Consider the following 16,206-nt stretch of genomic DNA (forward strand, 5'->3'; position numbering starts at 1 on the left):
GGGGTGTGGTTCTCCTCAGTTGGTACCCGCGGCCGCCGCCGCCAAACCGCGCGCGCACCGGGTCATGATCCGCTGGAGGGCCCGCCGGTAGATCCACCCCGTGCCCGGCACGACCGGCCGGAACGACGAGTGCCAGCGGATCCGGGTGCCCCCGCCGACCGGTTCGAGGTCGACGAACGCGCGGTAGTCGCGCACCGCGAGGCCGGACAGCAGCGCGTACCCCAGCCTGCGGTCGGGGACCAGTTCGACGATCTCCTCGCGGCTCACCACCGGCTTCGGGAACCGGTTCGTGCGGAACATACGGATCGCGCCGACGCTCTCGCCCCCGGTCTCGCCGGGCCGTTCCAGCTCGAAGGAGTCCAGCGTCGACCACGACGGCCACGTGGCCCCGTCCCGCACCAGCTCGTACACCCGTTCCGGACTCGCGGTCGTCTCGGCGGTGGCGTCCACTCTCTGTACCATGTGGTACATGTACCATCTGGTACATGACTGGACAAGGGGACCGCCTGCTCGCCGCGGTGATCGGGCACGTCGCCGAGCACGGCGTCACGGACCTGAGCCTGCGGTCGATCGCCGCGGCCGTGGGCACCAGCCACCGCATGCTCCACTACCACTTCGGCTCCAAGGAGGGCCTGCTCGTCGCGGTCGTCCGCGCGGTCGAGGAGGGCCAGCGGCAGGCGCTCGCCGAGTTGACCGCCGACCTCGACAGCACGCCCGCGCAGCTCGCCCGTCGCTTCTGGACGCACCTCACCGATCCCGCGCTGCGCGCCCACGAGCGGCTCTTCTTCGAGCTGTACGGCCAAGCCGTGCAGGGCAGGCCGGGCACGACGGCGCTGTTGGACGGCATCGTCGAGTCGTGGGTGGAACCGCTCGCGGCCCACGAGCACCGCGCGGGCGTGCCGCTCGACGTCGCCCGCGCGCGGGCCCGGCTCGGCCTCGCCGTGTCGCGCGGTCTGCTGCTGGATCTGGTCGCCACCAACGACCTCGACGCCGTGAACGCGGCTATGGAGCAGTTCATCGCCTTCCTCGACCCACTTCCGCGCTGACCCCTTCGTTACTCCTACCGGGCAGTCGTGACCCGTTCGTATCCGGTGGTAACGGGCGGCGCGTTCCTCCGATGCTCCAGACCTACAACCGTTTCTGCGTCGGGAGTGCGTCGTGGTCGAGAACTCGTCCGCCGGTCTGGAGAAGCTGCACGCCGAGGTGACCGTCACGGTCACCCGCGAAGAGCACCACCAGCCCGCGCTGGCCCGCTACCCCGTGGCCTCCGGGGAACAGCGGCACGTCGCCGTGGAGTTGGCCTGGTGCACCATCGGCGCGGGCAAGTACCGCGGGCAGCCCGCCATCGAGGTCCGCCTCGATGGCGAGCGCGTCGGCGAGCTGACGCACCTGATGTCGTTGCGCTACGCGGGAATGGTCGCGCAGATCACCGCGCGCGGCGGCCGTCCCGGCTGCGAGGCCACGATCGAGCGCGGCACCAGGGGGCTGGAGGTCTTCCTGCGGATGCCCCGCCACGAGGAGGGCGTCTTCCCGATTCCCGCGCCCACCGTCGTGGCGCCGATCCCGTTGGCGCCCAACACGATGGGGCCCGCGCCGGTCGCGCCCTTCCCCGTCGCACCGCGGCGCGGCGGTCCGTTCGCGAAGCACCGTCCCGCGTGGATCGCGGCCGGCGTCGTCGGGCTGCTCTTCGTCATCGGGCTGGCCAACTCCGGCGGTGACAAGTCGCCGTCGACCACCACCGCGGCCCAGATCGGCGCGTCCAGCGCGGTCGTCACGACGACCACCGCGGCGAAGCCGACCACCACCACGGCGAAGCCGACCAAGTCGTCGGCGGCCACCACGACCACGACGACCACCACCACGACGACGACGACCGCGGCGCCCGTCGTGACGACGACGCAGCAGACCGTCGCCGCGCCGCCTCCCGCCCCGGTGGTTCCCGCTCCGGCACCCGTCCAGGTCCCCGCGCCCGCCCCGGCTCCGGCGCCCGCGCCCAAGCCGACCTGCGACCCGAACTACAGCGGTTGCGTGCCGATCGCGAGCGACGTCGACTGCCAGGGCGGCAGCGGCGACGGTCCCGCGTACGTGAGCGGTCCGGTCACCGTGATCGGTACGGACATCTACAAGTTGGACAACGACAAGGATGGCATCGGCTGCGAGTAGCCGCTACCGCGCCAGCAGCCCGCGGAGGGCGGCCGCCGCCAGTGCGTCCGCCTCCGCCGGACCCAGCGGCGCGTGGCCGCTGAGCAGGCGGAAGATCAGCGGCCCGAACAGCATGTCGATCGCCGTCTCCACGTCGACGCCCGCGTCCACCTCGCCCCGCTCCAGCGCGCGCCGCCACAGCAGCGCGACGGCCTCCCGGCGGCCCGCCAGGAAGAACTCGCGGAAGTACGGCGCCCCCGCCGGGTCGGTCACGCACGCCGCCAGCAGTTGCGCGAACGTGGTGCCCGCGGGGCTCGCGTAGAACTCGCTGACCCGGCGGACCTGCTCGGCGAGGTCGCCCGCCGCGCTGCCGGTGTCCGGGGACGGGACGGCGTGCGCCATCTCGGCCCCGAACGCCTCGGCGGCAACGGCGGTGCGGCTCGGCCAGTGCTTGTAGATCGTCGCCTTGCTGACCCCGGACCGGGCGCTGATCGCGTCGACCGTCGCCGCGGGCAGGCCGCCCTCGTGGAGCAGCGCGCAGGTGGCCGCGAGCACCGACTCGCGGGCTCGCAGGCTCTGCGGGCGCATCAGACCGCGGCGTCCGACGCCATGGTCAGGCCGCCTTGCTCAGCGCGTCGAACTCCTCGTCGGTCAGCTCGATGGCCGCTGCCGCCATGTTGTCCTCCAGGTGCTGGACGGACGACGTGCCGGGGATGGGCAGCACCACGGGGGAGCGCTTGAGCAGCCAGGCCAGCGCGAGCTGCGACGGCGTCGCGTCGTGCTCCTTGGCCGCGGTGTCCAGCGGGCCGCCCTCCTTGGCGAGCTTGCCGGTCGCGAGCGGGAACCACGGGATGAAGCCGATCCCGTTGGCCTCGCTGTACTCCAGCAGCGGGTCGGCGTCGCGCTTGGCGAGGTTGTAGAGGTTCTGCACCGACACGATCGTCGCGAACTCGCCCGCGGCCTTCACGTCGTCGACGGACACCTCGCTCAGCCCGATGTGCCGGATCTTGCCCTCCTGCTGGAGCTTCGCCAGCTCGCCGATCTGGTCGGCCAGCGGCACCTTCGGGTCGATGCGGTGCAGCTGCATCAGGTCGATCCGCTCCAGGCCGAGGTGGCGCAGGCTCAGCTCGGTCTGCTGGCGCAGGTACTCGGGGCGGCCGACCGGGATCCACTGGTTCGGGCCCTGCCGGGTGAAGCCCACCTTGGTCGCGATGACCAGGTTGTCCGCGTACGGGTGCAGCGCCTTCTTGATGAGCAGGTCCGCGGTGAACGGGCCGTACGCGTCAGCGGTGTCGATGAGCGTGACACCCAGCTCGACCGCGCGGCGCAGCACGGCGACCGCGTTGTCCGGGTCGGCGGACTCGCCCCACACGCCCTTGCCGGGCAACTGCATCGCGCCGTAGCCGAGACGGGTCACTTCGAGGTCGCCGCCGATGGTGAACGTGCTGGTCACACATGCCTCCAAAAGTAAACTGAACGTACAGTTCAGTTTACTCCCGTTCCTCGTACGGCGCAGGACCTGGAGCCACGCCTCGTCGTCGCGCTGGGGATGGTGCACCGGCCCGTGCCGCTGTTCCTGGACGAGCCGTCGGCCGGTCTCGACCCGCGGAACCGGGCGAACCTGTGGGAGCACGTCCCGCGGCCGCGCGCGTCCGGCACGACGGTCTTCCCCACCACGCACCACCCGGAGGAGGCCGAACGGGTCGTGGTGGTCGACCACGGCCGGATCGTCGCCGACGACACGCCTAGGCCAGGGCCAGTTCGGCGAACACCAGTCGGTGGTCCGAGCCCGGCAGCGTGCGCTCGGCGGCCGACACGCCCACGAGCCCGCGGCCGTGCAGCACGTGGTCGAGCTGGACCAGCGGCAACGCGGACGGCCAGGTCGGCGCCCACCCCCGCCCGACCTCGGCGTGGGTGTCGACCAGGCCCGCCGCCAGCAAGCCCCGCAGCGACGCGTGGTCGAGGGTCGCGTTGAAGTCGCCCAGCACCACCACGTCCTCACCCGCCACGGCCTTGAGCGCGTTCAGGTCCTGCGTCCACAGCCCGACGTCACCGGCCGGGTAGTACGTGTGCACGGCCACCAGGCGCACCTTCCGCCCGCCCACCGCGACCGTCGCCGTCGTCTGCGGCCACGTCGTCGGCGCGTCCAGCGGTCCGCCGTCGGTCAGGGGCGTGCGCGAGTACAGCGACGAGTCGTCCTGCGGCCGCAGCTCCCGGTACGGCATCAACTCCCGCAACCCGGCGGCGTCCAGCGCCGGGATCGCCCCCGGCGGCAGCTCCTCCACCGCCAGCACGTCCACCCGCTCCGACCGCGCGAACTCCACCAGCGCCCGCGGATCCACCTGCCCGACGTGCGAGTTGATCGTCGCCACCCGCAACCGCGCCGTGTTCGCAGGCGCGACCCCGTCGGCCGCGAACCGCGGCACCAGCACCACCAGCTGCACCACCACCAGCACCACCGCGAGCCCCGCCGACCACCACGCCCGCACAGCCGCCAACACCCCCGCGACCACCACCGTGACCACCGCCGCGACCGGCACCCCGATCACCACCAACGCCAATACCGAACCCTCGTCGAGGCCGGTCAGGCGGATGACCAGCAGCGCCGCGACGCACACCAGCACGACCGCGCACCCGACCCGCACGACGGACCGGAAGCGCCGCCGAGGCGGATCGGCGACTGCCATGGGGGTTCTCCACGTTCGTCGGCGGTGCGGGCCGCCCGAACCTAACCGAGGGGCACCACGGCCACGCGGGCCCGGTGGGCTGGTGAGTTCGTCGGCAACGGCCCGTGCGCGGAGGTCGTCCGTCGTCCGATCGGGGGAACCGACGACGGTGGCGCCGCCCACGGGCTGACGCCGCTGGGCCGCACGCCGGTGGACGTGATCGAGCACTCCCGCACCTGGGCGCGCACGAACTTCGACGAGCCGGCGCGGGCGGAGTTCGACGGGTCCACGCCGCCGATCCCCTGATCGACGGCGTGGACCCGCGTGGAGCGGATGGGGCCGGAGAGACTCGAACTCTCACTGGCACGGACCTAAACCGTGTGCCTCTGCCAATTGGGCTACGACCCCGTAGGGCAAGCCTATCGACACGCTCCCGCCGCTGACCAACTACGGTGGGGCAAGCCCTAGGGCACCGCTGACAGGAGGACATGTGGCTCGCGACCCCGACACCATCCAGCGTGAGATCGAGCAGGCCCGCGACGCGTTGGCCACGACCCTGGACGAGCTGGGTACGAGGGCCAGTCCCCAGCGCTTCGTCGACGAGGGCAAGGCCACCGTGCGCGCCAAGTTCGACGACCCGAAGGTCAAGTACGCGCTCATCGCGGTGGGCGTCGTCGTCGGTCTCCTGGTCGTGCGCAAGCTGTTCCGCTGACCGCGGGGTCCAGCGGGCCACCCGGCCCGCTGGACCTCCGGTTCACGGGAACAGCAGGAACCAGGCGAACAACCCCGTGGCGCCGTTCGCCCAGGCGAGCAGCGCGAGGCGGAGCCAGCGGAACTTCAGCCGCGCGATCCCGGCCAGTTCGTGCGCCGACCGCCACGCCTCGCGGGAGGAGTCCCGCGGGTCGGCCGCGTCCAGCACGTGCGCGGGCGTGGCCGCCACCGTCGGCCACGAGAAGCGCGAGTACCCGTCGTTGACGACCCGAGGGCGCAGCGCCGCGGTCAGGGCGAACGCGGTGGTCACCACCGCCAGCAGCGTCCACACCAGCACCGCCGCCACGGCCCATTCCCGCGGGGATTCGGGCGGGAACGACGCGCGGATCGCCGTCCGCTGGCCCACCAGCGCGCCGCCGAGGATCGTGGTGGCGGTCGCCATCAGCCCCGCCTTGGTGTCCGCGTTCGAGACCCACCCGCTGAACTGGGTGATCGCGAACTGGGCCTCCGCCAGGCTGCCGGACCTCCGCCGGGTCACCTTCCTCACGACGCCGTCCGCGCCACGTGGATCCAGGCGTGGTCGTCGACTTCCTTGACCACGAACGGCACCCGCCGGAACGCGAAGTGCTCGACGAGCAGCGGGTCCTGGAACACCACGCCGCGGTACCAGGAGTCGGACACCACGACCGCGAGGTTCGCCTCGGGGGCCGCCATCAGCGCCTCGCGGCCAGCGGGCAGGTCGACGAGCCTGCACGCGGTGTTGAGGTCGCGGCCGATCCAGCCCCGGTCGTCCCTGGCGACCTCCCCGGCGTGCAGGGCGAGCCGCAGCTTCATCCGCACGGGCGCGGTGCTGCGGCGGGCGTGTCTGCCGAGTTCGCGCTCCAGGTTGTGGACGAGCTTCTCGGTGATCGTCCTCTTGGGCACCGTCGCCGGGATCAGCAGGATGATGCTGTCGCCCCGGTCCTGGGTCATGTCGTGGGGCCAGGGGATGCCGGACGCGGCCATCGCGGCCTCGAGAACCGTGTACAACTCCTTGCGCAGCCACCTCTGGTCCTCATCGGACCTCATTCCGTACCCCGCTATGTCGGCGATGACTAACGAGTGGTGGGTCAAGTTCTCGTCCATGGAAAGCTGCGTACTCCTTCGACGTGGTGCGCCTACGAGAATTGCGTATTCCGGTCCGCTATCCGATGTTAGTTTCTTCTGGAGTCCGCCGGACCCGTACTGGCGGCCGCGCTGACGAGATCCACCCTGGTGCGTCGGGGACCTCATGGCTCCGCAGTTTGGCGGTTCGCTACCGCCCGGAGTCTGCTACGTCCCGGAGCTTCGCCACGTCGGGCAGGACGGTCTGGCCGGAGCCGCCGAGCATCAGGCCCGCCTTCTTCAACGCGTGCAGGTGCCGTTCCGCCGTCCGCCCCTTGATGCCCGCGAGCGAGCCCAGCTCCACCGCGGTGAGCGCGAACGGCAGCGTGCAGCGGGTCTCGGTCGTCCACCCGCAGGTCTTGGCCAGCTCCACCAGCACGCGGGCGACCCTGGAGTACGAGCCGTTGGCGAAGAACTCGACCCGCCGCTGGTCAGCCCACCGGAAGCGCTCGCTGCCCATCCGCAGCAGCGGGGTGTGGACCTTAGGGGTCTCCTCGACGAACCGCTTCCACTCCGCGAGCGGGATGGACCGCGCGACGACCTCGCCGCAGGCGATCACGGTCGCCGAGCGCGGGTTGCCGTCGTAGGCGGCCAGCTCGCCGACCACGTCGCCGCCCACCCGGATCGCGAGGAGGGCCAGGTCGCCGTTCTCCACTCCGGCGACCACCTTGACCACACCGCTCAGCAGGACGACCACGTGCTCGTCGCGGTTGCCCTGTTCCAGGATCCGGGTGCCGTCCTCGTGGGAAAGGCGGGTGCCCAGTTTGAGCATCTCTTTGCGGATGGCGGCACCCAATTGGCCCAGCAGCGTCGTGTTCGGCCATGTGGGGGAATTGCGGGAAGGCGGCTGGACTATGACAGCCTCCTCTAATCGCGAAGTCATTGCTGCGCGATTCGGAGCCTACTGTCGAATACTCCTGGAAGTGTCCGCAAAAGCGGTACTCCGCAGTACCTACTGCGCGCCCACCAGCGGCATCAGGACCTGGTCCACCACGCGGTCCACGAACGGCGTGTCCAGCGGGTCGCCGGTCAGCATCAGCCGGTAGATCAGGGCCGCGCCCGCCAGCTCCACGGTCATGCCCAGCGGCGCGTGCGGGCGGATCTCGCCGCGTTCGCTCGCGCGCTCCAGGATGCCGCGCAGCACGTCGCGCTGGGAGATCAGGAACGTCTCCCGGAACGCCGCCGCCAGCTCCGGCTCGTGCGGCAGCTCGCCGACCAGTGCCTGCGCCGCCTTGCCGATCGGGCCGGACAGGAACGCCGCGAACGAGTTCAGGAACTCCCGCAGGTCCTCGGCCAGCGACCCGGTGTCGGGCGTCGCCAGGTTCCGGCTCGCCAGCTGGGCGCAGGTGTCGATCACCAGGTCGAGCTTGGACTCCCAGCGGCGGTAGATCGTCGCCTTGCCCGCCCGCGCCCTGGCCGCCACGGCGTCCATCGTGAGGGCCCGGTAGCCGACCTCGGCCATCACTTCGAGCGCGGCTTGGCGCAGAGCGTCGTCCCTGCTCGCGTCGCGCGGCCTGCCGCGCTGGGGAGAGCGGGTCTCGTCGGTGTACGCCGGCGTAGCCAAAGTCAAGCCGCCTTCCTCATCTGCACGTGCACGGTTGAAGCATCCTAGGCGTGTTCGACCGTGCGCACGCCGCCATCCCCGCCTCCCGAACACGATCCGAACACGACTGGCCCAGTGGCCGTCCCCGTCCGGTGCGACCGGCCGCCGGTCGGGCCGTGGTCAACCCGCCAGCCGTCCCGCCACGCCCCGCCACACGACGTCCATCACGTAGTCCACGGCGAGTGCGGGCCCCACTTCGGGCCGCCGTTCGCACCACAGCGCCAGCCGCTCGCAGGACCCCACCACGATCTCCGCGAAGGCCTCCGCCTCCAGCGGTTCCAGGTCGGGCGAGAACCCCGCGATCACCGCCTCGATCAACGCCGTCTGCTGCGTGCGGATCCCCTCGATCTCCTCGACCGCCGACGGTACCGTGATCGCGCCCTCCTGCCGCAGCAGCGCCCAGGACCGCCGGTGGTCGACGATGAACTCGAAGAACGCCAGCAACCCCTTGCGCAGCAGGTCTTCCGGCCCCTCCGCGCCGACGATCGCCTCCTCGGTCTTGGTCCGCAGCTCGGTCCGCGCCCGGTGGATGCACCCGATCAGCAGACCCTCCTTGGACCCGAAGTACTCGTAGAGCATCGGCTTGGACACCCCGACCCGCAGGGCGATCTCGTCCATGGACGTGGCCAGGTACCCCTGCTCGGCGAACACGACCTCGGCGACGTCGAGCATCTGGGCCTTGCGCTCGGCTTTCGGCATGCGCCGCCTGGGCACGGGCTGGATGCTGGTCACCGCGGAAGGGTACTACCGGAAGTAACTTACTTCGAGTAACCTACTGGCGAGTATCCGGCCGGACCGCGGAGGTTGCGCACTGATGGGCACGCACCGGGACGTCGAAGTACTGATCGTGGGCACGGGTTTCTCCGGCCTCGGCATGGCGATCGAGCTCAAGCGCACGGGAAGGCACGACTTCGTCGTCCTGGAGAAGGCGTCCGACCTCGGCGGCACGTGGCGCGACAACCGGTACCCCGGCTGCGCGTGCGACGTGCAGTCGCACATGTACTCGTACTCGTTCGAGCTGAACCCGAACTGGTCGCGGGCCTTCGCCGAGCAGCCGGAGATCTGGGCCTACCTCCAGGGCGTGGCGGACAAGTACGACCTGCGGCGGCACATCAGGTTCGACACCGAGTTCAGCGCCGCCCGCTGGGACGAGGAGGCGAAGGTCTGGCACGTCGAGGCGGGCACCGGCGACACCTACACCGCCAGGGCGCTCGTGATGGGCGTCGGCGCGCTGCACATCCCGAACGTGCCGGAGCTGCCCGGCGTGGAGCGGTTCCAGGGCAAGGTCTTCCACTCGGCCCGCTGGGACGACGACTACGACCTCACCGGCAAGAGCGTCGCCGTGGTCGGCACCGGCGCCAGCGCCATCCAGTTCGTGCCCAGGATCGCCGACCGGGTCCAGCGGCTGTCCCTCTTCCAGCGCACGCCCCCGTGGATCATGCCGAAGGGCGACCGCCCCATCAGCGAGCGCGAGCACAGGCTGTTCCGGCGGGTGCCGTTCGCCCAGCGCCTGTTCCGCGACGCCGTCTACTGGATGCGGGAGTCGATGGCGCTCGGGTTCGCGGTGAACCCGAAGATCATGAAGGTGGCGCAGGGCGTCGCCCGTCGGCACATGAGGCGCCAAGTGCCGGACCGCGAGCTGCGCCGGAAACTCACCCCGGACTACACGATGGGCTGCAAGCGGGTGCTCATCTCCAACGACTACTACCCGGCGCTGTCCCGGCCGAACGTCGACCTCGTCACCGAGGGGATCGCGGAGGTGCGGGAGAACTCCGTGGTGGACGCGGCGGGCGTCGAACGCCCGGTGGACGCGATCATCTACGGCACCGGGTTCCACGTGATCGACGCCTACGGGTACCTGTCGATCACCGGCAGGGACGGCCGCGACCTGGCCAAGGAGTGGCAGGTCCAAGGGGCCCAGAGCCACTACGGCATCACGGTGTCCGGGTTCCCGAACTTCTTCTTCCTGCTGGGGCCGAACACGGGGCTGGGGCACAACTCGGTGGTGTTCATGGCCGAGTCCCAGATCAAGTACGTGTCGCAGTGCCTGGAGATGCTCGGCGGGGCCGACGAACTGGAGGTCCGGCCCGAGGCGCAGCGGCGGTTCAACGAGGGGATCCAGCGCAAGCTGAGCCGCGGCGTGTGGACCGAGGGCGGGTGCATGAGCTGGTACCTCGACGCCCAGGGCGTGAACCGGACGATCTGGCCGGGGTTCACCTGGCGGTACTGGATGCGGACCAGGAAGGTGCGCGCCGACGACTTCGTGCTGACCGAGAAGCCGCGCGCGTCCGCCTGAGGACAGCGGGAAGGGGCGCGCCCGTCGTGGGCGCGCCCCTTCCCGGAACGAGGATCAGGCGTCCGCGCGCTGGCCCGCGGCCTTGGCGCGCTCGGCCCGCAGCCTGGTGACGGCGGGCAGGTCCAGCGGCGACAGCTTCACGCCGGTGGCCCACTCGATCAGCAGGTCGGCGATCTGCGGGTTCCGCGGCAGCACGGGCCCGTGCAGGTACGTGCACAGGATCTTGCCCTGCACAGCCCCCTCCACCTTCCCGTCGTTGCCGGTCCCCACGGTCACGTGCGCGAGCGGCTGCGCGGACGGGCCGAGTTCGGTCCGCCCCTGGTGGTTCTCGAACCCCGTCAGGAAGCCCTCGAACAACCCGTTGGCGGGCTTGGCGAGCACCTCGCCGATCGCCCGCGACCCACCCGCGTAGGACACCGAGTCGATCAGCCCGAGGCCGGGGTGCGTCACGTCGTCGGCGCGGGTGAACTTCTCGCCGAAGATCTGGATCCCGGCGCACACGCCCAGCACCACGGCTCCGCGCGCGGCGGCGCGCTGGAGACCGGGGTTGTCCCGCAGGTGCCGCACGGCCAGCGTCTGCGCCGTGTCCTCGCCGCCACCCACCACGTAGATGTCGCATGAGTCCGGCACGGACTCGCCGAAGTTCACCGAGACGATCTCCGAGGAGATCCCGCGCCACGCCAGCCGCTTGTCGAGCACGACGGCGTTGCCGAAGTCCCCGTACGTGCCCAGCAGGTCGGGCAGCACGAGTGCGATGCGGACGGTCGAGTCATTCACCGGCCGACCTCGCGTTCAGGTCGCGGAACGCCGTGTAGTTCGCGATGACCTCGACCGCCCCCTGGGGCAGCGCGTCGATGGCGAGCAGCGGGTCCGGCACGATCTTGTGCTCCACCTCGGCGTAGGTCAGGCGGACGGCTAGGTCGGTGGCGCGCTCGCCGGAGGCGATCACGGTGCGACCGCGCAGCCGTTCGAACGGCACGTCCCACAGCCACGACAGGTCGCGGCCGTCGGCCTCGTTGGCGTTGATCACGAGCACGGCCGGGTGGTCGGACTCCTTGACCACGGTCAGCGTCTCGCTCCAGCCCGCCGGGTTCTTCGACAGCAGCAGCCGGGCGGTGTGCCCGCTGCGCTGGATCGTCCGGTACCGGCCCGCCACGTTGGACACACCGCGGAGCCGTCGGACGGCCTCCTCGATCTGCACGCCGAGCGCCGCGGCGGCGGCCGTGGCCATCACCGCGTTGGCCTGGTTGAACTTGCCGGGCAGCCGCAGCGACAGGGCGACCTTGCTCGCGTTGGGCGCGATCAGGAACCCGTCGGTGGTCACCCAGTCCGGCTTGGGCCTGGCCAGGTCGCACGTGCTGCACTGCCAGTGCTCGCCCTGCCAGCGGATCGGCTCGCCGCACCTCGGGCACGAGGCCGAGTCGTGGTGCCAGCCGGTGCCGGTGGCGACCCACACGACGCGGTGGGCGTCCTTGGCCGCCGACGTCACCATGATGTCGTCGCAGTTGGCGATCACCGTGCACCCGCGCAGCCTGGAGATCGTGTCGCGCAGGGAGCGCTCGATGGTGCGCACCTCACCGACCCGGTCGAGCTGGTCGCGGCTGAGGTTCAGCAGCACCACGACGTCCGGCTGGGCGGCCGCGGCGACGGCGGGGAAGTACCCCTCGTCGACCTCCAGCACCGCGTACGGCGCGTCGGGCTGCTTGCTCAGCGCGGTCACGTGCCCGTCGGGCATGTTGGCGCCGCTGTGGTTGGTGGCCACCTCGCCCAGCGCCGTGACGGCACGGCTGAGCATCATCGTGCTGGTGGTCTTGCCGTTGGTGCCGGTCACCAGGGCGACGCGTCTGCCGGTCGTCAGGCGCCGGAGCGCCTGCGGATCCAGCTTCAACGCGACCCGGCCGCCGATCATGCCGCCTGCGCCGAGCCCCATCTTCTGGGACAGCTTCGAACTCATGTTGCCCAAGCGCACGGCAGCCGCGGTCCGCAAAGGCAGACGGGCTGGGGAGGCTGGATCTTCATTGCTGTTGTTAGGCAAGCGACTTCCTGCATTTGGAACGGGCGCGCCCCTGGTCACGGCCGGGAGTCTAGCGGGACGCCCGGCTACCTCCGCGCGGTCCCGCCCAGATCGCGCAGCGCCCTGATGAGTTCGACCGTGCTGAGCTGGCACAACTGGGCCATGTACTCGAGCGCGGGCAGATCCAGGTGCACCTGCGGGCTCTGCCCCATCGGCAGCGCCTGGAGCCTGCCCTGCGCCCACCGCCGCAACGGCTGGAGCTCCGGCCGCTCGTCGGCGACCACCGCCACGAGGTTCAGCGAGAGGTGCCCGGTGGGGGTGTCGCCGAACACGCGCTCGTGCACGCGCGCCAGCACCTCGTGCGCCGGCACGGCCAGCGCGGCGCAGATCTCGACCAGGCGCACGACGGACACCTGCCGCGTGCCGAGTTCGTACGTCGCCAGCGTCTGCAGCGAGATCTCGCTCTGCAGCCTGCTGTTCAACTCCTTGCGGGTCCATCCGCGCTGCTTGCGAAGGCTGCGGAGCTCATCGCCGAGCACGCGCTGGTAGGCCGCTGTGTCGATCTGCACCGTCACTTCCTCCACCTGATCCACGTGGGGTGTTCGGCCCCAACGCAGAGGAAAGGCGGGAAAGGTGGGTTGATTACGCGACTTGCCCTGATTATCGCCCGATCGGGCTAATCGAGTAGTACTGTGAGTAGTCCTTTACCGTGTCAGAGCCGCGGTGACACCCAGTTCGACCGGCCCGAGGAACTGCGGATCCGGCTGCGCCACGAGCGCGTCCCACATCGCCTTGCCGCTGGCCAGCGACTCCCGGAACCACCCGTAGGACGTGCCCCTGGTGTAGTCGCCGAACGTGTCGTGCCCCACACCGAACGCCTCGAGCCCAGCCGCCCGGCACAACGCCACAGCCCTCGGCAGGTGGAACTCCTGCGTCACCACTGTGAGTTTTTCGACCCCGAAGATCCTCCGCGCCCGCGCACACGAATCCCACGTGTCCACCCCCGCGTAATCCGCCACCACGGCCTCACGAGGCACACCCCTGCCCACCAGGTACGCCCGCATCGCCCCCGGCTCGTCGTAGTCGTCGCGACTGTTGTCACCACTCACCAGCAACACCGACACCTTGCCCCTGGCGTACAGATCAGCCGCCACGTCAAGCCGCCCAGCGAGGAACGGCGTCGGCTCCCCCTCACCGGTCAGCCCGGCCCCCAGCACAAGCGCCACGGGCACCTCAGGCACCTCCGAGGCCTCGTACCGGTACGGCGCACTGGACACCAACACCCACGCGAACGGCACGAACCCCACCCCGACCAGCAGCCCACCCACCACCAGCACCCGCCGCCACCGCAGCCGCACCCACGTCAAAACCCCGCCGACCCACTTCAACAACCCCCGCACGACCGCCCCCTCGCTCCCCAGGACCGCAAACGCGGCTCCCGGCGCCAGCAAGGACGTCCAACCACCCACGCCGGTTGGCCGGCCGCACAAGCCCAATACGGGTCAAAGTCAAAGCCGAAGCCAGTGCTCATCCAAGAGCGCACCCCAGGATGGATCAGGCGCAACCCCACACCTCACACCGGCGCAGCCGCCCCCTCGCATCCGGCGCGGAGCGCCCGCCGCTCTGCCGATGCGCAGCAAGGTGCCCTACCGACGCGCAGCGAGGTGCCCTAGGTCAGGCGGAGCCTGATGCCCTTCGAACCCAGCCCGATCATGGCGGAGCCAGACCTCCCCCTGCCCCCGATACACAGCGCCCTCCTGCCGCACCCCTGTTTGTCAAGGCATCTTTCCCGCCTTGACAAACAGGGGTGCGGCATTGAGACAATCGCGCGCATGGGGGCCGGGCTCCCCCATCCCCCACCCCCACCAACCCACCTAATTCACACAACGAACCCCATCGGCGGTGATCGGCGCCTCGGCCGACGGCTGCTGCTCCCGAACCCCGTCCAACCCGACCCCACCCCCACCGACAAGCCCCTGAGCCCCTGGCCCCGCGTAATCCGACCCCACGAACACCCGCACATGCCCCACCTGGATGTCGTTGTCCTGCTCCACCTCGACCCCACCCAGGATCTTCGCCACCGCAGCGGCCCCCTCGTCCCCACCCTTCCCGTACTTCACCGAGGAAGCCGAGGCGTTCACCTCCGCATTGGCCGCGTCCCCGCTGACGAACCCCTTGGCTGTCAACGACTCCAGCACCTGCGCCGCCAACCCCGGCACCCCCGACGCGTTCCTCACCTCAACGGTCACACTCGCGTTGTCGAACGGCTTCGAAGGAGTGGAAGGAGCACTCGACGCCCCAGGCTCCTCCGTCAACCCCTTCACGAACTTCTTCACCGCCGCCTCGTCGATCTCGATGGCCTGCCCGTCCTCCGGCGTCTCCAGCTCCGGATCCCCGGTGGGAATCGTCTGGAACTCCATCGCTCCACCGGACAGGCTCTTCATCTGGTTCGCGAAGTTCAGGATGTCCCAGTCCTTGTCCAGCACGATCGACTTCGTCACCGCGTTGATCAGGTTCGTGGTCTTCGTCTGGTCCGACAGCACCCCGGCGGACAGCATCTTCTTCGCCAGCCCCGCCATGAACACCTGCTGCCGCACCACCCGGTCGAGGTCGCCGCGCAGCAGCCCGTGCCGTTGCCGGACGAACGCCAGCGCGGCCTTGCCCTCGATGGTCTGCTGGCCCGCGGCGAAGTCCGCTCCGGAGAAGTCGTCCTGGGTGGCCTCGTTGAGGCACACGTCCACGCCTCCGACGGCCTTGGTGATGTCGTAGAACCCGACGAGGTTGATCTCGGCGTAGTGGTCGATCGTGACGCCGGTCAGGTCCTGGATGGTCGCGATCAGGTTCTTCGCGCCTTCCTTCTTCGACTCCAGCTCGATCTCGGCCGGGTCGAGGCCGCCCTTGTTGGTCAGCTCGGCCGCCGAGTCGTTCTTGCCGTAGGCGAACGCCGAGTTGATCTTGTGCCGCCCGTAGCCGTTCGCGATCTTCACGTAGGAGTCGCGCGGGAACGACATCGCGACGGCCTTCTTCCCGTCGTTCGGGATGTGCATCAGGATCAGCGTGTCGGTGTTCAGGCCGCCGTCGTCGCTGCCGCCCGCCTGGAGCTCGTCCAGGATCTGCTGCGGCAGCGGGTTGCCCTTGGCGTCGGTGCGGCTGTCCATGCCGACCATCAGGATGTCGATCGCGCCGTCGGCGGGCTTCTCGCCGCCCGCGCCCGCGTTGATCACGTCCGTGGTCGTCAGGTTGTCGGTGAACGACTTGAGGTTCTGCCACGCGTACCCGGTGCCCAGCAGGACCGCCACGGACAGCAGCGACACCACCGACCGGCGCGCGATGGACCCGCCGCTCGCGGCGGGCTGCCGGGGCGGGACCCGCCTGCTCGGGCTCTCCAGGCGCTCGGGGACGGCCTTGGGGCGCTCGGAGGGCGGCCGGACCGCGCGGGCGGGCGCGACGCGCTCGGTGGGCGCGGTCGCGGAGATCGGCTTGCGGCGCGCCACCGGCTCGACCGGCGCGCGGCGGGCCGCGGACGGGTCGGCGGGGACGCGGCGCGGCGCGGGCGGCTCCGGCGGAGTGCGGCGCGAGGCCGGTGGCTCCGGGGGCGTACGGCGAGCGGGCGGCGTGCGCCGGACCGGCT

At 70.7% G+C, this 16,206-nt stretch carries 18 protein-coding genes and 1 tRNA gene; 4 read left to right on the forward strand and 15 right to left on the reverse strand.

Annotated features, from left to right (window positions below):
• Positions 1–15: 15 nt before the first annotated feature.
• Positions 16–462 carry an SRPBCC family protein gene (locus tag RM788_RS31760; protein ID WP_315921932.1) on the reverse strand — a complete coding sequence of 149 codons (447 nt, stop codon included), beginning with the start codon at positions 460–462 and terminating at the stop codon, positions 16–18.
• A 23-nt stretch (positions 463–485) separates the two neighbouring features.
• On the opposite strand from RM788_RS31760, the gene RM788_RS31765 reads away from it, so the two are divergent.
• Positions 486–1,046: a TetR/AcrR family transcriptional regulator gene (locus tag RM788_RS31765; protein ID WP_315921934.1), complete on the forward strand. Its 561-nt coding sequence runs from the start codon at positions 486–488 to the stop codon at positions 1,044–1,046.
• A gap of 112 nt (positions 1,047–1,158) precedes the next feature.
• A complete protein-coding gene (locus RM788_RS31770) occupies positions 1,159–2,163 on the forward strand; it encodes a hypothetical protein (protein ID WP_315921936.1) in 1,005 nt (334 codons plus the stop codon).
• 3 nt (positions 2,164–2,166) lie between these two features.
• On the opposite strand, the gene RM788_RS31775 is transcribed toward RM788_RS31770, so the two are convergent.
• From RM788_RS31775 to RM788_RS31790, 4 genes are all read right to left on the reverse strand, one after another.
• Complete coding sequence (locus RM788_RS31775; RefSeq protein WP_315921938.1) at positions 2,167–2,730, reverse strand: TetR/AcrR family transcriptional regulator; 564 nt, start codon at positions 2,728–2,730, stop codon at positions 2,167–2,169.
• A gap of 25 nt (positions 2,731–2,755) precedes the next feature.
• Entirely contained in the window at positions 2,756–3,595 is an 840-nt protein-coding gene (locus tag RM788_RS31780; protein WP_315921940.1) for an aldo/keto reductase, read from the reverse strand.
• 292 nt (positions 3,596–3,887) lie between these two features.
• The gene (locus RM788_RS31785; RefSeq protein ID WP_315921942.1) at positions 3,888–4,829 is read right to left on the reverse strand and encodes an endonuclease/exonuclease/phosphatase family protein; all 942 of its coding nucleotides are present in this window, start codon (positions 4,827–4,829) and stop codon (positions 3,888–3,890) included.
• Positions 4,830–5,142: 313 nt separating this feature from the next.
• Positions 5,143–5,216 (reverse strand) — tRNA-Leu (locus RM788_RS31790).
• An 82-nt stretch (positions 5,217–5,298) separates the two neighbouring features.
• Between RM788_RS31790 and RM788_RS31795 the strand changes: the two genes are divergently transcribed.
• The gene (locus RM788_RS31795; protein ID WP_315921944.1) at positions 5,299–5,520 is read left to right on the forward strand and encodes a DUF3618 domain-containing protein; all 222 of its coding nucleotides are present in this window, start codon (positions 5,299–5,301) and stop codon (positions 5,518–5,520) included.
• Between the two features lie 42 nt (positions 5,521–5,562).
• Here the strand turns inward: RM788_RS31795 and RM788_RS31800 are convergent, their stop codons facing one another.
• From RM788_RS31800 to RM788_RS31820, 5 genes are all read right to left on the reverse strand, one after another.
• On the reverse strand, positions 5,563–6,066 hold the full coding sequence (locus tag RM788_RS31800) for a Pycsar system effector family protein (protein ID WP_315921946.1): 504 nt from the start codon (positions 6,064–6,066) through the stop codon (positions 5,563–5,565).
• Complete coding sequence (locus tag RM788_RS31805) at positions 6,063–6,644, reverse strand: hypothetical protein (protein ID WP_315921948.1); 582 nt, start codon at positions 6,642–6,644, stop codon at positions 6,063–6,065. Before RM788_RS31805 ends, RM788_RS31800 begins: the two co-directional genes overlap by 4 nt.
• A gap of 169 nt (positions 6,645–6,813) precedes the next feature.
• Positions 6,814–7,434: a Crp/Fnr family transcriptional regulator gene (locus RM788_RS31810; protein WP_315921950.1), complete on the reverse strand. Its 621-nt coding sequence runs from the start codon at positions 7,432–7,434 to the stop codon at positions 6,814–6,816.
• Positions 7,435–7,614: 180 nt separating this feature from the next.
• Positions 7,615–8,232 (reverse strand): TetR/AcrR family transcriptional regulator, encoded by a 618-nt coding sequence (locus RM788_RS31815; protein ID WP_315921952.1) that lies wholly within the window; start codon positions 8,230–8,232, stop codon positions 7,615–7,617.
• A 153-nt stretch (positions 8,233–8,385) separates the two neighbouring features.
• The gene (locus tag RM788_RS31820; RefSeq protein ID WP_399345150.1) at positions 8,386–8,964 is read right to left on the reverse strand and encodes a TetR/AcrR family transcriptional regulator; all 579 of its coding nucleotides are present in this window, start codon (positions 8,962–8,964) and stop codon (positions 8,386–8,388) included.
• A gap of 115 nt (positions 8,965–9,079) precedes the next feature.
• Between RM788_RS31820 and RM788_RS31825 the strand changes: the two genes are divergently transcribed.
• Positions 9,080–10,561: a flavin-containing monooxygenase gene (locus RM788_RS31825; protein ID WP_315921956.1), complete on the forward strand. Its 1,482-nt coding sequence runs from the start codon at positions 9,080–9,082 to the stop codon at positions 10,559–10,561.
• A gap of 54 nt (positions 10,562–10,615) precedes the next feature.
• Here RM788_RS31825 and RM788_RS31830 read toward each other — a convergent pair whose 3' ends face one another.
• From RM788_RS31830 to RM788_RS31850, 5 genes are all read right to left on the reverse strand, one after another.
• Complete coding sequence (locus tag RM788_RS31830; RefSeq protein ID WP_315921958.1) at positions 10,616–11,338, reverse strand: type 1 glutamine amidotransferase; 723 nt, start codon at positions 11,336–11,338, stop codon at positions 10,616–10,618.
• Positions 11,331–12,515, reverse strand: a complete 1,185-nt coding sequence (locus RM788_RS31835; RefSeq protein WP_315921960.1) for a MurT ligase domain-containing protein — start codon at positions 12,513–12,515, stop codon at positions 11,331–11,333. The genes RM788_RS31830 and RM788_RS31835 overlap by 8 nt, the downstream gene beginning before the upstream one ends.
• A gap of 146 nt (positions 12,516–12,661) precedes the next feature.
• Positions 12,662–13,144 (reverse strand): helix-turn-helix domain-containing protein, encoded by a 483-nt coding sequence (locus RM788_RS31840; protein ID WP_106194035.1) that lies wholly within the window; start codon positions 13,142–13,144, stop codon positions 12,662–12,664.
• Positions 13,145–13,279: 135 nt separating this feature from the next.
• Complete coding sequence (locus tag RM788_RS31845; RefSeq protein WP_315921963.1) at positions 13,280–13,975, reverse strand: SanA/YdcF family protein; 696 nt, start codon at positions 13,973–13,975, stop codon at positions 13,280–13,282.
• Between the two features lie 474 nt (positions 13,976–14,449).
• Positions 14,450–16,069: an LCP family protein gene (locus RM788_RS31850; protein ID WP_315921965.1), complete on the reverse strand. Its 1,620-nt coding sequence runs from the start codon at positions 16,067–16,069 to the stop codon at positions 14,450–14,452.
• Positions 16,070–16,206 lie beyond the last annotated feature (137 nt).

Source organism: Umezawaea sp. Da 62-37 (assembly GCF_032460545.1).
Classification (GTDB): Bacteria; Actinomycetota; Actinomycetes; order Mycobacteriales; family Pseudonocardiaceae; genus Umezawaea.

Excerpts from the sequence above, each read along its gene's own strand:
- RM788_RS31760 (WP_315921932.1), bottom strand. The coding sequence starts at position 462 with ATGGTACAGAGAGTGGACGCCACCGCCGAGACGACCGCGAGTCCGGAA.
- RM788_RS31775 (WP_315921938.1), bottom strand. The coding sequence starts at position 2,730 with ATGCGCCCGCAGAGCCTGCGAGCCCGCGAGTCGGTGCTCGCGGCCACC.
- RM788_RS31810 (WP_315921950.1), bottom strand. The coding sequence starts at position 7,434 with ATGCTCAAACTGGGCACCCGCCTTTCCCACGAGGACGGCACCCGGATC.
- RM788_RS31825 (WP_315921956.1), top strand. The coding sequence starts at position 9,080 with ATGGGCACGCACCGGGACGTCGAAGTACTGATCGTGGGCACGGGTTTC.
- RM788_RS31765 (WP_315921934.1), top strand. The coding sequence starts at position 486 with ATGACTGGACAAGGGGACCGCCTGCTCGCCGCGGTGATCGGGCACGTC.
- RM788_RS31820 (WP_399345150.1), bottom strand. The coding sequence starts at position 8,964 with ATGCCGAAAGCCGAGCGCAAGGCCCAGATGCTCGACGTCGCCGAGGTC.
- RM788_RS31835 (WP_315921960.1), bottom strand. The coding sequence starts at position 12,515 with ATGAGTTCGAAGCTGTCCCAGAAGATGGGGCTCGGCGCAGGCGGCATG.
- RM788_RS31805 (WP_315921948.1), bottom strand. The coding sequence starts at position 6,644 with ATGGACGAGAACTTGACCCACCACTCGTTAGTCATCGCCGACATAGCG.
- RM788_RS31785 (WP_315921942.1), bottom strand. The coding sequence starts at position 4,829 with ATGGCAGTCGCCGATCCGCCTCGGCGGCGCTTCCGGTCCGTCGTGCGG.